The 16414-nt window shown below is 35.5% G+C and carries 15 protein-coding genes; 12 read left to right on the top strand and 3 right to left on the bottom strand.

Annotated features, from left to right (window positions below):
• Positions 1–182: 182 nt before the first annotated feature.
• Together IV36_RS08280 and IV36_RS08275 are read right to left on the bottom strand one after the other, a co-directional pair.
• Positions 183–1094: an NAD(P)-dependent oxidoreductase gene (locus IV36_RS08280; protein ID WP_235810285.1), complete on the bottom strand. Its 912-nt coding sequence runs from the start codon at positions 1092–1094 to the stop codon at positions 183–185.
• A 1-nt stretch (position 1095) separates the two neighbouring features.
• Positions 1096–2274, bottom strand: a complete 1179-nt coding sequence (locus IV36_RS08275) for a pyridoxal phosphate-dependent aminotransferase (protein WP_056991669.1) — start codon at positions 2272–2274, stop codon at positions 1096–1098.
• A gap of 225 nt (positions 2275–2499) precedes the next feature.
• Between IV36_RS08275 and pxpB the strand changes: the two genes are divergently transcribed.
• The 4 genes from pxpB to IV36_RS08255 all read left to right on the top strand — a co-directional run bounded on the left by pxpB (position 2500) and on the right by IV36_RS08255 (position 5167).
• A complete protein-coding gene (pxpB, locus tag IV36_RS08270; protein WP_056991668.1) occupies positions 2500–3225 on the top strand; it encodes a 5-oxoprolinase subunit PxpB in 726 nt (241 codons plus the stop codon).
• Positions 3226–3384: 159 nt separating this feature from the next.
• Positions 3385–3912: a preQ(1) synthase gene (gene queF, locus IV36_RS08265; RefSeq protein ID WP_003691497.1), complete on the top strand. Its 528-nt coding sequence runs from the start codon at positions 3385–3387 to the stop codon at positions 3910–3912.
• A gap of 11 nt (positions 3913–3923) precedes the next feature.
• A complete protein-coding gene (queC, locus tag IV36_RS08260) occupies positions 3924–4625 on the top strand; it encodes a 7-cyano-7-deazaguanine synthase QueC (protein ID WP_056991667.1) in 702 nt (233 codons plus the stop codon).
• 44 nt (positions 4626–4669) lie between these two features.
• Positions 4670–5167 (top strand): QueT transporter family protein, encoded by a 498-nt coding sequence (locus IV36_RS08255; RefSeq protein ID WP_056991666.1) that lies wholly within the window; start codon positions 4670–4672, stop codon positions 5165–5167.
• A 188-nt stretch (positions 5168–5355) separates the two neighbouring features.
• Here the strand turns inward: IV36_RS08255 and IV36_RS08250 are convergent, their stop codons facing one another.
• The gene (locus tag IV36_RS08250) at positions 5356–6408 is read right to left on the bottom strand and encodes a tRNA dihydrouridine synthase (protein WP_056991665.1); all 1053 of its coding nucleotides are present in this window, start codon (positions 6406–6408) and stop codon (positions 5356–5358) included.
• A gap of 275 nt (positions 6409–6683) precedes the next feature.
• Between IV36_RS08250 and IV36_RS08245 the strand changes: the two genes are divergently transcribed.
• The 8 genes from IV36_RS08245 (at position 6684) to IV36_RS08210 (ending at position 16375) form a co-directional block, all read left to right on the top strand.
• The gene (locus tag IV36_RS08245; protein ID WP_056991664.1) at positions 6684–8066 is read left to right on the top strand and encodes a glycoside hydrolase family 1 protein; all 1383 of its coding nucleotides are present in this window, start codon (positions 6684–6686) and stop codon (positions 8064–8066) included.
• Positions 8066–9499, top strand: coding sequence for a PTS sugar transporter subunit IIC (locus IV36_RS08240; RefSeq protein WP_056991663.1), 1434 nt, complete (start codon positions 8066–8068; stop codon positions 9497–9499). The genes IV36_RS08245 and IV36_RS08240 overlap by 1 nt, the downstream gene beginning before the upstream one ends.
• 20 nt (positions 9500–9519) lie before the next feature.
• A complete protein-coding gene (locus tag IV36_RS08235; RefSeq protein ID WP_056991662.1) occupies positions 9520–9840 on the top strand; it encodes a PTS sugar transporter subunit IIB in 321 nt (106 codons plus the stop codon).
• Positions 9841–9845: 5 nt separating this feature from the next.
• Positions 9846–10169: a PTS lactose/cellobiose transporter subunit IIA gene (locus IV36_RS08230; protein ID WP_056991661.1), complete on the top strand. Its 324-nt coding sequence runs from the start codon at positions 9846–9848 to the stop codon at positions 10167–10169.
• 78 nt (positions 10170–10247) lie between these two features.
• Positions 10248–11678, top strand: a complete 1431-nt coding sequence (locus IV36_RS08225; protein WP_056991660.1) for a 6-phospho-beta-glucosidase — start codon at positions 10248–10250, stop codon at positions 11676–11678.
• Positions 11679–11795: 117 nt separating this feature from the next.
• Complete coding sequence (locus IV36_RS08220; RefSeq protein WP_056991659.1) at positions 11796–12521, top strand: GntR family transcriptional regulator; 726 nt, start codon at positions 11796–11798, stop codon at positions 12519–12521.
• 312 nt (positions 12522–12833) lie between these two features.
• Positions 12834–14585: an ABC transporter ATP-binding protein gene (locus IV36_RS08215; protein WP_056991658.1), complete on the top strand. Its 1752-nt coding sequence runs from the start codon at positions 12834–12836 to the stop codon at positions 14583–14585.
• Complete coding sequence (locus IV36_RS08210) at positions 14585–16375, top strand: ABC transporter ATP-binding protein (protein WP_056991657.1); 1791 nt, start codon at positions 14585–14587, stop codon at positions 16373–16375. Before IV36_RS08215 ends, IV36_RS08210 begins: the two co-directional genes overlap by 1 nt.
• Positions 16376–16414 lie beyond the last annotated feature (39 nt).

The following is a 16414-nucleotide window of genomic DNA, read 5'->3' as shown; positions in this document are numbered from 1 at the left end:
AAACCAAAGATTTTTCCAAACCGGCCTTTATTATGGAGACTTATGTCACAGCCTCTTGTTTCTTATTTCGGATAGTTCCGTAAGTTGAAAATTATTCATTTCAGATTACCATGATGCAAAAGAATGCAATTCGCAAATTAGCATTTAGCGTGCAAAATTATTGATGTTTTAGGCAGCACTATCTAAAAATAACTTTGGATAGGTGGTTCTCCATTTTCGAAAAGAAGGATCTCTTTAGCACACCTTAATGATGATTGTTGCAAGACTTCAAGTGAACTTGCACCAATATGTGGAGTAAGAATAACATTCTTAAATGCTTGAAATTCTTCAGTTGAATGAGATTCTCCAGAATCTAAAACATCTAATGCGGCGCCTGCAATTTTATGTTCAGTTAAAGCAGAATATAGAGAGTCACTATCAACTAATGCTCCGCGCGCTGTATTGATCAAAAAAGCGTTTGGTTTCATCTTGTTGAAAAAACTTTTGTCGATTATTCGACTGGTCTCAGGCGTTGCGGGAATATGCAGACTGACGATATCAGAATTTTTAGCAATTTCATCTAAATCAACTTGAGTTCCATATGTGAGTTGTTTTGGACGGTGATTGTACACTAAAAGATTGACCCCAAAAGGTCGCAAAACAAGGCTCAATTTTTGTGCAATCTTACCATAACCAATCAAACCAATTGTTTTACCTGCTAGTAGTTCACCGTCATAAAAGTTGTCCTTGCGGTTAACTGGAATTTTTTTTAATAAATCAAGCATAAGCGTTAATGCTAATTCTGCAACTGACATGGCATTAAACCCTGGTGTATAGGTTAACCTTATTTTATTTTTCTTAATATAATCAAGTGGCAAATTATCAATTCCCACTCCATGACGAGCAATTATTTTCAGATTTGGAAATAACGCTAACTCGGAAGGAGTAATTTTGGTCGCACGAATTATCATTGCTGTTACTTTGGCAGGCTCGATTGATTCTAGACTTTCTGCAAATGACTGTGATTTGGGCAAGCAAAATACATCAAAGCCTTTTTCTTTAAGTAAAATAATACCATCATCGGCGATTGGATCAACAACATAAACTAATTGCATGTCAAACATTCCTCTTTCTTAATTCAGTGACTCCCGCTGTCAAACGTTTCATTGCTTCAACAATAATCTTTTCATCGACAGCAAAGGAAAGCCGTACATAATTATCTCCATATTCTGAGAAGGAATTTCCTGGTACTACCGCCAATTTGTAATCATACAGCATCTTCTCAGCAAAGCTCCAAGAATCCATCCCAAATTCTGAGATGTCTAGGAAACAGTAAAATGCTCCTACAGGACGATTGAATTTTAAGTCGAGCCTGCTTAGATATGATACTAGTACATCACGACGATGCTCGAATAAGGCGGACATTTTTTGTGTTTCAGGAAAGTCGGTTGTTAATGCCGTAATTGCAGCCTTTTGTGCCATTGAAGCAGGGCTTGCAACTGCGTATTGATGGACTTTTAATGCCTGTTCAACGATTGCAGCCGAGGTTGCAATGTAGCCTACACGCCAGCCGGTCATTGAACTGGATTTTGAAACACCGTTAACAATAATTGTACGTTCCTTCATACCATCAATTGCAGCAATTGATGGAGCGATGTCAATTCCGTCATAGACTAGCGTTGCATACATTTCATCAGTTAAGACATACAAATCATGCTTAATAATAATTTTTGCTAGTGCTTCAAGTTCTTCAGTCGTCAAAATGGAACCAGTTGGATTATTAGGATAGTTTAGGACGACGAGTTTAGTTGCATCTGTAATAGAGTTCTCTAGTTGTTCTGGCGTTAATTTGAAACCAGAAGAACTTGTATCAACTAGGACGATCTTGCTTTGGGATAAGATGCCAGATCCAAGATAACCAGGGAAGCAAGGTGCAGGTATGATGATTTCATCTTCGGGTTCGAGAATTGTCCTAAAACTTGTGTCGATTGCTTCGGAACCACCGACTGTTACGATGATTTCGTCTTTTGCAGAATAGTTTAGATGGTAATGGGCTGCAAGATACTCAGAAATGGTGGTTCTTAATTCAAGATCACCTGCATTAGGAGTATATTTCGTAACATTTTCAGTAATTGCATTAATTCCACGAAGTTTGGTATTTGTTGGTGTAGGTAGGTCAATTTCACCAACCGTTAGTTTGATTGCTCCAGGTACTTTGGCAACAAGTTCATTGAAGCGACGAATGCCAGTTCTTTGAAGATTCTTTGTGACATTATTATTTAAGGCTTTGACCATTTGAAAGACTCCTTTGAAATTAAATTATAATTGAATTAAAACAAATTATAACATTGTTATTTATATGACTATATAATTTTTGACAAGATTATATTATATTTTGGAAAGCTTAGAATAAATGCTTATATTTAAACGATTATAAAGTAGACAATTTTAAAAGTGTGTGTTTATCATTAATTATGGAAATTCTAATTATTATATAATTTTATAAGGAGAAAAATTTATATGATTGAATACGATTGTGTTCCAGTTGGGGAGCAAACAATTCTTATCCACTTTGAAGAAAAAATTGATATCACCGAAAATTTAATAATTCATAAGCTGACAAAAATTATTAGTAATAAGATTCCTTATATCACTGCAGTAACGCCTGCTTATTGTAGTATAATGATAAATTTTGATGTTTTTAAGATTACTTTTAGAGAAATTGTTGAACAGCTTAAAACTGTGATTAATAATTTCGACTTTTCTCAGGAAGATGCAAGAGCAAAAATTATTGAGGTTCCCGTCTGTTATGATCGTGAATTTGCAATCGATATTGAAGAAATTGCATCTTTTGCACATATGAGTATTGCAAATTTAATTGAATTACATTCAAAAGTTAATTATTTTATTTATATGTTAGGCTTTATGCCCTATTATCCGTACCTTGGAACGACACCTGACAGAATCGGGATGCCAAGGCTTGAAAGTCCTCGAGCCAAGGTTCCTGCGGGCAGTGTTGCTCTAGCTGGGAAACAGGCAGGAATATATCCGGTTGAATCACCTGGTGGCTGGCGAATAATAGGCAGAACACCGATTGAATTATATAATCCACGCAATCCTCGAACGAGGTATGAAGCGGGCGACTATCTTCACTTCTATCCTATTTCAAAAACTGACTTCTATCGAATTAAGGATTTGGATATTAAGGGCGGCTTCAAAATGAACGAGCACATGGAAAGCATATGATTAAATAAAATAATTTCTTTATATTAGCATATTCAGATTCTTATATAAATATGCTACTTTTTGTTGTATATTATAATAGTTGGAATTTTTATTCACACTATAGCGGAGTATGGTACATCCTTAAAACCTCCGGAAAAAAACAAAAAGGAGATAATATAAATGAATAAAACTACAAGTCCTTCAAGAATGCCTAGTGAAATGGAGGACATAACACAACTAGGAAAGCAGCACACATCATATCCTCAAGATTACACCCCTCAAGTCCTTGAGACTTTTATAAATAAACATCCTGAAAATGATTATCTTGTTACATTTGATGGTTATGAATTCACAAGCCTTTGCCCTAAGACTGGGCAGCCTGATTTTGCCAATGTTTTTATATCATATATTCCCACTGAAAAAATGGTCGAAAGCAAGAGCCTTAAATTATACTTATTTAGTTTTAGGAATCATGGAGATTTCCATGAAGACTGCATGAATATTATTTTGGATGATTTATACAAACTAATGAACCCTAAGTATATTGAAGTTTTTGGACTATTTACTCCTCGTGGAGGAATTTCAATATATCCCTTTGTAAATCGTGTAAATCCGGATTTTTCAAATAATGAGATTGAACAATTGGCTTTTCAGAGAAAGTTACAATTTTTAGGTAACATTCAAAATTACGGTCGTTCAATCAGATAGGAGTTCAGTCTATGGGACAAGTTGTATTATTGTCAGGTGGGATGGACTCTGCTGTTTGTCTTGCGCTGGCTATTAAAAAGTATAATAAAGAAAATGTTATCGCATTAGCATTTAGTTATGGTCAAAAACATGCTAGTGAAATTCAAAATGCACGCAACGTTGCAAATTATTTTGGCGTAAAAATAGTGATCGCAAGTGTCGATACGCAAATCTTCCAGGGTTCTGATTCAACACTTTTGCAAGGTAATGGACCGATTGAGCATAAAAGTTACGGAGAAATTCTTAAAGAAAGTGGAGGAGGAACAGTTGATACATATGTTCCATTTAGAAATGGATTAATGTTGTCACAGGCTGCTGCACTTGCATACAGTCAAGAGTTAGCGGAAGTTTCCTATGGCGCCCACTCAGATGATGCTGCCGGAAGTGCATATCCAGATTGTTCACCTCTTTTTTTTGGAGCAATGGCCTCGGCTATCTCTGCTGGTACGGCTGGCAAAGTTACTTTAATCGCACCGTTAATCGAAAATAATAAGGCGGGTGTAGTTAAACTTGGGACGGATCTAAATGTTCCATTTGAGTTGACTCGGTCTTGTTATGAGACTGATAGTGTATCATGTGGCAAATGCGGAACATGCCGAGATCGTATCAGAGCATTTAAAGAAAACGGTTTGAAAGATCCAATTGAATATGCTACTCAGATTGACTGGGAATAAAGTTAGCAAATTATAGACAAAAAATAAATGGATGGGTTAAATAAATGAGTGGAAATAAAATAAGATCTATGGCTATAAATGCTGTGTTAGCAGCAATTTACGTGGTTGTTACTATAATGTTTTCAAGGTTTTCGTTTGGAGTTATTCAAGTAAGGATTGCTACAGCATTATATCAACTAGTAGCATTTAATAAAAAATATTATTGGGGAATGGTTTTAGGTGTGGTTGTCGCCAATTTACTTATGAGCCCGTTCGGTTTGATTGATATTCCAGTCGGATTAGGAGTAACTGGTTTGGGACTAGCAATTGCAATTTTTATAAATAGGAAAATCAAAAATATCAATATTCGCTTGCTGGTTGTGGGAATGTGTGTATCTTTAGGAATGATTTTTGTGGCACTTGAACTCTTTTACATTAGTAAAGCACCATTATTAATTACCTATGTTTATTTGATTTGTGGTCAACTAGTGGCGCAGGTTATTGGTGCAGTGATTTTCAAATTTATCAACAAGGCAATAAATTTGCGGGAAATAATGAATTGACAAGTAGTGAGTAGTACATCAATGATTGGATTTTGAGTAATTTGAAGTTAGATGAATATATGCTAACTTGCAAAATAGAACACTTTTGTATGTAATTAAATAAAGAGATTGGGTCAAACATAACTTTTGCGGCACACCCACAAAAGCTAAAAAGATCCAGTCTCTTTTAATGTTTATTTAAGAGGTAACTAATTATTTAATGTTTGAAAACGTGGATCTAACACATCTGTTCCTTGACGAGCCTCTAAGTCATCAAGAAGTGCACGAACCTCATCTGTACTTTTGGCACTCATTAATTGTTCACGAAGCTGATGCGCATTTCGTAAGCCACGAACATAAATTTTAAAGAAGCGGCGTAAAGCAACGAACTTACGTGACTCGAAACGTGCATAGAAGTCATCAAAGAGATCAAGTTGAGTACGCAACAAGTTGAATGTTTCCGCAAGGGTATGTTGTTGCGGTGTAATTTCAAAACAAAATGGATTTGCGAACACTCCGCGACCAATCATGATTCCATCAATACCTGGGTGCTGTTTCGCAAGTTCTAGTCCCTCAACCGCATTGCTGATATCACCATTAATCTGAATCAACGTTTGAGGTGCTATCTCATCACGCATTGCAATAATTTTATCAATAAATTCATAATGTGCTGGTACTTTACTCATCTCTTGCCGAGTTCTAAGATGAACCGTTAAGACACGGATATCTTGTTTCAATAAAAATGGAATCCATTCTTCAAATTCTTTAGTATCACTAAAACCTAATCTAGTTTTTACGCTGATTGGCAAACCGCAAGTCTTTGCAGATGCAATGATTTCTTTTGCTTTATCAAAGTGGCGAATCAAGTCACTGCCGCCATTGTTTTTAACAACCGTTCCATCTGGGCAGCCCATATTCAAATCAATTGCACGATACCCAAGTTTTGTTACTTCTTGCACGGCTTTGGCAAAATCCTCCCCTTTATCTCCCCATAATTGAGCAACAGGAATTTGTTTTTCTGATGGGTCAATATATAAACGTCCCTGTACAGAAAATTTTGCTTGTGGATGGGTTACTGATCTGGCATGAGTAAATTCTGTATAAAATACGTCCGGTGCGCAAGCCTGAGCTACAACTCGTCGAAAAACAGTATCTGTTACGGCTTCCATGGGTGCAAGGCTTATGAATGGCCGCTTATTCCCCTCATTATCAGTAGTATTAGCCACGATGTCTTTCCAAAAATCGGTGTTTTCTGTTGGCACTAAAAATACACTCCTCTATCTCTAATTTGACTAAAAAATTGCACTAACAAGCATATGATAATCGCTCACTAATTATGGAGATTATTAGACGATTTTGCAAGCATTTTGTTTAAAGTATTAAATGATGCGGTCTATAGGACGCAGTAAGTTAAGTTATGTTGCTTTTTATAAAAGACTATACTTTTATAGAAAAAGTATTGACATTTGCAAAGTAAACAACTAAACTTTAGATATTCCTAGGATGTGAAAGCGCTTGAAAAAGGAGATGATTAGAGTTGTCGAATGTACGGAAGTTACCAATGAATTTTTTCTGGGGTAATTCAGTTTCAAGTATGCAAACTGAAGGAGCATGGAATATCGGTGGTAAAGGAAAATCAGTGTATGATGTGCGAAAAGCAACCAACAATGCTAGTGACTGGAAAGTTGCGATTGATGAATACCATAGATATGAAGAAGATCTCGATTTAATGAAAGAGATGCACTTCAATATGTATCGTATTCAGATATCTTGGTCTAGATGTAATCCAACAGGTGATGGGGAATTTAGTGAAGAGGGGTTTACCTTTTATGACAAATTAATTGATGCCATGTTAGCGAGAAAAATCACACCGATGATATGCTTGTATCACTTTGATATGCCATTAAATTTGGCCAAAAAGGAAAATGGTTTTTTATCACGTAACACTCAGCATGCATTTGTGAGGTTTGCCAAGAAAGTTATTGACCGTTTTGCTGATAGAGTGAAATATTGGATAACCTTTAATGAACACAACCTCTACTTTCAGGAGGAGGTTTTTAATATTTCAGGATATTTAAAAGGTGAAAAGACTGTCCCCGAAATGTATCAAATTTTTCATCATACAATGGTGGCACATGCTGAGATTGATGAATACTTGCATAATAATTATCCCAAATTACTTTTGGGGGGCATGTTAGCATATGAAGAGGTTTATCCTGCTACATCAAAACCAAATGATGTTTTTGCTGCTAGAAAAATTCAAGAGTTTATGAACAATAATCTATGTGATGCATTCACAAATGGCCATTATTCTAATGAGGTTATGCATTTTATTGAAACACACAAAATTGACAGTGATTTTTTACCTGAGGATATGGAAGTTATTTCAAAAATGCATGCGGATTTTTTGGCATTTAGTTACTATCGTACGGATGTTATAAATGCTGATAAGATCCCTAAAGGGACACCACCCAATAATTATCTGAAGTTTGGTGGAGAACTTAATCGTTTTCTGGAAACCAACGAATGGAACTGGACTATTGATCCGCTTGGATTCAGAAATGTCATAACAAAGATATACAATCGCTATCGTTTACCAGTTTTTCCGATAGAAAATGGAATTGGTCTGCGTGAGCATTGGGATGGAATCAATCAAATAGAAGATAATGTGAGGATCAAGTATCATCAAGATCATATTAAAGCACTGAAAGATTCGATTTTCATTGATGGTGCAAAAGTTTTAGGATATCTAGGCTGGGGTTTGATAGATATTCCAAGCTCGCATGGCGATATGGAAAAACGTTACGGGGCAGTGTATGTTGATCGGACAAATTATGATTTAAAGAAACTGAAGAGAGTGCCTAAAAAGTCGTTTTATTGGTTTAAGACAATTCTTGAAAAAAATGGAGATGAATTATAATGGCAAAGAAAAAGTTTGGAGATTTTGTAAATAATAAAGTGTTACCTCCAATAATGAAGTTCGTCAATACAAAGCCAGTTACTGCATTGAAAGATGGAATGGTTTATGCATTACCATTTATTATCATAGGATCAATTTTCTTGATTTTATCAAATATTCCGATACCCTCTGTTGCAAGCGCTTTAAAAGCTTCGGGATGGTCAGAATTCTTTAATCAGGCATACACAACTTCATTTGGGTTCATATCGATTTGGGCCTCCGTTGGAATTGCATATGTGTATGTTAGGAATGAAGGATATGAAGCACTACCAGCAGGACTTACTTCATTATCATCATTTCTATTGTTGCAATTTTTACAGGTTGATAATCCGTTAACTAGTGCAATGGGTAAATCGGGGTCCGGGATTACAGATGCAGCAGGTAATGTTATCTACTCAGGGGTTAAGTTGAGTGAAAACATTGATAAATTACCACACGTTGTCCAATCTTATTTGGAATCGCCTGTTACGGGTGTTATCAATACAACATGGCTGGGTGGTCAGGGAATGATTGCAGCAATTATTATTGGAATACTTGTGGGATGGTCATATTCAGCAATGATGCGTGCGGGTTGGAAGATTACATTGCCCGAACAAGTTCCAGCGAATGTTGCTAATCAGTTTACAGCAATGATTCCTGCCGGTGTTATTCTTATTATTTCAATGTTACTGTATGCGTTCTTCAAAGGTGTAATGAACACTGATGTTTTGCAATTAATCTATAAGTTATTGCAAACACCGTTACAAGGTTTATCAGATTCACTTGGTGGGGCATTAATAATTGCTTTGCTAGTGCCATTTTTCTGGTTTTTTGGAGTCCATGGTGGGCTAATTATGGGAGCTATTACAAGCGGCCTGTTGATACCAAATACGTTTGATAATGCAAATTTGTATCAGCATAATCAGTTATCATTGGCTAACGGTGCACACATTGTTACAAATGAATTTTATAACAACTTTATTAATTTAACAGGTTCGGGTATTACGATTGGATTGGTAGTATTTACACTGTATGCTGCTAAATCAGTGCAAATGAAATCAATTGGTAAAATTGAGTTTATTCCCGCTTTGTTTAATATCAATGAACCATTCTTATTTGGACTTCCGCTTGTTATGAACCCATTTTTGGCAATTCCATTCTTCTTAACACCTGTAATTGTTGCATTGACAACATATTTGGTAATCTATTTTGGGATTGTTCCACCGCTGAATGGTGTTGCGGCACCTTGGACAACACCTCCTATCATTTCTGGATTCTTAATTGGTGGTTGGAAGATGGCAATTTGGCAAACAATTGTACTTGTAATGTCAACTGCAATCTATTTCCCATTTGCTAAAAAATATGATAATTATTTGCTAGCACAAGAACAGGAAAATGCTGCAAAAAATAAATAAAAAAAGGATGGATGATTAGAATGGCAGAAAAAATAATTATGCTCGCATGTTCAGCCGGTATGTCGACGTCTTTGCTTGTTTCAAAGATGCAGGTTGCAGCAAAAGAAAACGGCAAGGATTACGAAATTTTCGCAAAATCAACTGCAGATATTGATCAAGAATTCAAAACAAATACACCAGATGTGCTTTTACTTGGGCCTCAAGTTGCCTATATGAGAGAGACTGTTCAAAAAAAAGCAGATGAAGCAGGAATCCCAATGGATGTAATCAACATGGCTGATTACGGAATGATGAATGGCGCAAACGTTTTGAAATTTGCAGAAGAACTAATGGAGAGGTAATTAAAATGAATTCTGACAATATGGAAGTAATTATGGGACTCATTATAGAAGGAGGCAACGCTAAAGGATTTGCTGTGCAAGCTATTAGAGCGGCCAAACAAGGTGATTTTGCTGAAGCAAATGATTTTTTAACTAAGTCAAATGAATCACTCAGTAAAGCACATAATGTACAAACTGATATGCTAACAAAAGAAGCACAGGGTCACCATAATGAAGTGAATTTATATATGGTGCATGCACAAGATCATTTAATGACTGCAATTACTTTTAAGGATCTGGCTCAGGAAATTATAGAACTATATGAGAAATTAGCCAAAGAAAATAATTAGTTGCAAAAGGGGATGAAGAATCACTGTGATTGTGACTTTCATTCCTTTTTATTACAAAAAAGAAAGGGAGAGATTTTGATGAGTGTGTTAAACGATGATTTTCTATGGGGTGGGGCTGTTGCGGCACATCAATTTGAGGGTGGTTGGAAAGTAGGGGGGAAGGGAATATCAGTAGCCGATATTATGACTGCGGGTTCAGCAAGTGAAAATCGCACCATCACTGATGGTGTATTAGACAAAAAAAATTACCCTAATCATGAAGCGATAGATTTTTATCACCATTATAAGCAAGACATTAAACTTTTTGCTGAGATGGGGTTCAGATGTTTTAGAACCTCAATTGCATGGACGCGAATTTTTCCAAAAGGTGATGAAAAGCAACCAAATGAAGAGGGATTAAAATTCTATGATGATCTATTTGATGAATGCTTGAAATATAATATCCAGCCAATTGTAACATTATCACACTTTGAATTACCATATTATTTAATTGAGAAATATGGTGGTTGGCGGAATCGAAAAATGATTGATTTTTTTGTTAATTTTGCTGATGTATGTTTTAAACGTTATCAAAATAAAGTGAAATATTGGATGACTTTTAATGAGATTAATAACCAAACTGGATACAATAATGAATTTTGTTTATTTACAAATTCTGGAATAAAGGTAAAATCCGGTGAAAATGCTGAACAAGTAATGTATCAAGCCGCACATTATGAGTTAGTAGCTAGTTCAATCGCGGTTCGTCATGCACACGTAATTAATAAAGGATTACAGGTTGGGTGCATGATTGCAATGGTGCCTTTATATCCCTTGGACTCAAAACCTGCAAATATTATGATGGCTGAAAAAGCAATGCAAAAAAGATACTGGTTTGCCGATGTCCATGTTACTGGAGAATATCCAACATTTATGAAAGCATTCTTAAAGAAAAAAGGGTATACTACTGATGTTACACATGACGACTTGATTAATCTAAAAAAAGGAACGGTCGACTATCTTGGCTTTAGTTATTATATGTCTAAGACGATTAAAGCAACTGATGACAATCCAGAATATGAGTATGATGATTATAAAAATGATGTCCAAAATCCATTTTTAAAAGTATCTGAATGGGGATGGTCAGTTGATCCAGAAGGTCTTCGCTATGGAATGAACTGGTTTAACGATCGTTTCCACCTTCCTCAATTTATTGTTGAAAATGGATTTGGTTCAAGAGATGTAGTTGAAAACGGGGAAATTCATGATAATTATAGAATTAATTATTTAAGGCAACATATAATTGAAATGAAGAAGGCTGTTCTGGAAGATGGGATTGATTTGCTAGGATATACTCCATGGTCTGCGATTGATATTGTTTCTGCTGGTACCGGTCAAATGGAGAAAAGATATGGATTTATTTATGTAGATAAGGATGATGAGGGAAAAGGAACACTTGCACGTCTACGTAAGGACTCATTTTATTGGTATAAAAAAGTAATTGAATCTAATGGGCAAGAATTGGATTAATATATTTAGACCTTTGCTTTTTGACTGCTCTTAACATATTATTATTAAGTAGGAGACTAATTAATGTTTGTTTGACAATGTAGACCCAAATCAGAGTGAACAGGAATGATCTTAACTATGGCAACAAAAGCAAAATATCTAGTGATTGCAGGGGAAATAAAGAAACGAATTCTTAGGGGTACCTATCCAGCACGTGAGTTAATGCCTGATCAAAATACACTTGCTGAAGAATTTAATGTAAGTCGTATGACTATAAAAAAGGCATTAGATAGACTTGTAAGTTCTGGGCTAATATACAAGCAATCTGGCTTGGGAACTTTTGTGTTGGGAAATATTCCTATTAAAGCAGTGGGTGATTCGCCGGCTAATGCGTTTGATGGAATGACAGAACAACAAGGTGCGGAAAAAGTTGAGAGCAAAATCATAAGTTTTAATGTTAAGTTTCCATCAGAAGATATTCAAAAAAAGTTGGATATTTCAAAAAATTGTCCTGTTTATGAGATTATCAGGTTAAGAATACTTGAAGGTGATCCCTTAATATTAGAGCACACTTTTATGCCTGTTGATTTGGTTCCTGGGCTAAATGAAGAGGTATTAAAGAATTCAATTTACGGATATTTGCACAAGAATTTGAAACTCAAATTTGGTGGCGCTTATAGGAAGATTAGAGCGGGGTTGCCTAATGAATATGATAAAAAATATTTGAATGCAAAAGAGACAGATCCAATGCTAGAGTTCGAAGAGATTGTTTGGTTGAACAATGGAAAAAATATTGAATATGCGACAAGTCGTAATCGCTACGACAAAAGAAGTTATACAGTTTTAGATGTGAATGATTTTTGAGACGTAAAAGAATCAAGTAATGAAAGTACGGTGAGGACTACTATTTTCTTATAGGGTAGTCCTTTTTGTTATTATTTGAATCGTGAAGAAATTAGAGGAATCGATGTGTAGTATTTAACCACAATCTCCCTCAAAAAATTTAAGAGTAATTTGGATGAGAAAATTTGTTGATTATAATGATCAAGGGGTATTATTGATGTTATTGCAAAAAGAGACAGTTAGTTTTGCCAAATTAATTATATAATTAATTCATTTGACAATAGTCTTTATTCTTGATTTTAGTGTGATTTTTTGAAGGGAATGGATTAAGAAATGGGGATTTTTCTGAAATTATCATGGTTTTTTAAGGAGCAAAAGAAGTCTTATTTACTAGGAGTTTTATATTTATTACTAGTTGCCGTGCTCAATATTATTCCACCAAAAATAATTGGTAGCGTGGTGGACGGTATTCAGCAACATCAACTAACAATTCAAAAATTGTTTTTTTTCTTGGCTGCTCTAACGCTGGTTGGAATTGGGCAGTACCTTTTCAGGTATTTTTGGCGAAGCTACATTTGGGGGAGTGCAGCATTGCTAGAAAAAACGATTCGAACAAGATTAGTAACTCATTTTGCGGCAATGGATGAGACTTTCTATCAAAAATATAGAATTGGTGATCTAATGGCTCATGCAACAAATGATATCACTGCCGTTCAACAGGTCGCAGGTGTGGGAATTTTAACATTTGCAGATTCAATAATTACCGGTGTTTCAACAATCATTGCAATGATGTTTTTCGTTAATTGGCGCTTAACTCTAATAGCAATTATTCCGTTGCCCTTACTAGCGGTACTATCACGAATTTTGGGTAATATAATTCACAGTGCTTATGATAGAGCACAGTCAGAGTTTTCAACTATTAATAATAAAACACAGGAAAGTATTTTAGGGATAAAAGTAATAAAAGCACTTGGACAAGAACAAGAAGATATTGATGATTTTGATGCTCATGTGGATGAAGTGATCAGGGCCAATCGCCGAGCAAATTTTTTGGATTCATTATTTGATCCTGTAACAAGTTTAATAATTGGGTTGGCATATGTTGCGACGATCGTACTTGGTGGATATTTTGTAATTAATAATACAATTTCGATTGGACAGTTAATCTCATTTATTTCCTATATTGGGATCCTAATATGGCCAATGTTCGCAATTGGCCGCTTATTTAATATCATTGAGTTGGGTAGTGCAAGTTATGATAGAATTCAATTATTACTCTCTGAAAGAAGTAAAATCACTGAAGCTTTTAATCCTGTTACAAAAGCACCTCAGGGAAATGTGAATTATGAGATTGGCAAATTTAAATATCCTGATTCAGACGAGGTAGCACTCCAACAAATTAAATTTAAAATAAAAAATGGCCAGACTCTTGGAATTGTCGGGAAAACTGGAGCTGGAAAATCAACGATTTTGAAACTTCTTTTACGCCAATTTGACAGTTATGATGGAAGTATCAAGGTAGATAACGTAGATATTAGAGACTACAAGTTAGATGTTTATTTACCTTCAGTTGGATATGTACCACAAAATAGTATTCTTTTTTCCACAACTGTTTTTGAGAATATTAGATTTGCAAAACCGAATGCAAGTATTATGGAAGTCGAAAATGCGGCTTTCATTGCTGATCTGCATGATGACATCCTGAAATTGCCAGATGGATATCAAACACAAGTTGGAGAACAGGGGATTTCTCTTTCAGGAGGTCAAAAGCAGCGACTGGCAATCGCGAGAGCCTTGATACTAAATCCAGAAATATTAATTCTGGATGATTCATTATCTGCAGTCGATGCCAAGACGGAGAATCATATTCTTAGAAGAGTGAAGAGACTTCGCGCGGACAAGACGACCATCATAGTCGCCAGCCGCTTGAGCAGTGTAATGAGTGCGCAAGAGATAATAGTAATTAAGGATGGTAGAATTTCCCAGCGAGGAACGCATAAAAGTTTGATTAATGAGAAGGGTTGGTATGAGCAGGCTTATGAGATGCAGCAGTTAGAACAGCAAATGGAAGAAGGAGATAAGTAGTGGAGAAAAAATCTGCATGGGCAAAAACCATGAGTTTGAAGGAACAATTCACAGTTTTGAAAAGGTTGTTGCCGTTTGCTATTGAATTCAAATGGCAATTTATTACCGCCATAGCCTTTGCCGCAATTTTGAGTGTAGTTAATATACTGTTGCCAAAGTTATTGCAATACTACATGGATCATTTTCTTACCAATAAGAATGCGACCTTAAATATCATGCTTTTTTTTGCGGGGCTTTATTTTTTAGGCACCATTATCAAGGCATTTACACAGTTTGTCCAAAACTTCTGCTATTCTATGGGTTCAGAACGTACACTTGAATTGATCAGGACCAAGCTATTTGCAAAACTGCATCACTTGGGCATGCATTATTTTGATCAGGTACCTGCTGGTTCAATAGTGTCTAGAGTCACCAATGATACCAAAACACTATTTGATTTTTGGATGCTCTTTTTAACCTTGATTGTGACTTTCTTTTCAAGTGCTTCTGCTTTTATAGCCATGTATTTTACAAATATGAAGTTAGCACTAATAATTTTGTTATTTTTACCAATCGTTATTGTAGTAATTATATATTATCAATTATACAGCTCAAAAATTTATCGTCAGATGAGAGAGTATCTGAGTGAAATCAATGCAAAGTTGAGTGAAAATCTGTTAGGAATGAGCATTATTCAGCAATTTAGGCAAGAAAACAGAATTTTAAGAGAGTTCGAAGAAACAAATGGAGATTATCTCAAGATGAGGTTGGCAATGATCAAAGTGAATTCATTATTACTCAATCCGGTTATAACACTCTTATTCATCTTATCTGAAGTGATTGCATTAGGGGTCTTTGGAATAAGTGGAACGACGAGTTTCGTACAGGCGGGTGTAATATATGCATTCTTGTCCTACCTTCAAAGTTTTTTTAACCCAATGTCTGATGTAATGAACTCGTTGACTGTTTTTCAAGATGGGATGGTAGCAGGAAGCCGCATTTTGCGAATTATGGACGATCAAACTTTAGCACCGGTTCAGGATGAGAACTCAGACAGTCAAATTACAAAAGGAAGAATTGAGTTTAAGAATGTTACATTTGCTTATGAACAAGGCAAAGATGTCTTGAAAGATATTAGCTTTACAGTTGAACCTGGGCAAACAATTGCATTGGTTGGACATACTGGTAGTGGTAAAAGTTCCACAATTAATATTTTAATGAGATTCTATGAATTTGCTAAGGGTAAAGTTGAGATTGATGGAACAGACATCAGAGAGTTCAGTACAAAGGAGTTACGGCGAAAAATTGGTTTGGTATTACAAGATTCGTTTCTATTTTATGGGGATATTGCATCAAATATCAGGATGTTTGACCAAAATGTTTCGGATGCACAAATTAGAAAAGCAGCAGAATTTGTGCACGCTGACCAGTTTATAGAGAAATTACCAAAAAAGTATCATGCAAAAGTAATAGAACGTGGAGCAACATATTCAGCTGGTGAAAAACAATTATTATCTTTCGCGAGGACAATTGTGCGAAACCCCAAGATTTTGATATTAGACGAAGCAACCGCTAATATTGATACGCAAACAGAATTATTAATCCAAGAAGGTCTTAAAAAGATGAGGGCTGGCAGAACAACAATTGTGATAGCCCACAGATTATCAACAATACGTGATGCGGATCAGATTTTGGTTCTGGATGATGGAAGAATTATTGAAAGAGGGACACATGATGAACTTTTGGCGAAACAGGGTAAATACTATGAGATGTATCAGCTGCAGACAACGCAGAAGTTATTAAATGATTAATTTGTAACGACAAGAAACAAAAAAAGTAACATTTATTAA

Source organism: Liquorilactobacillus mali (assembly GCF_001437155.1).
In the GTDB taxonomy this organism is placed as follows: Bacteria; Bacillota; Bacilli; order Lactobacillales; family Lactobacillaceae; genus Liquorilactobacillus; species Liquorilactobacillus mali_A.
The sequence above is the reverse complement of the archived record's forward strand: the minus strand, read 5'-3'. Positions and strand labels throughout refer to the sequence as shown.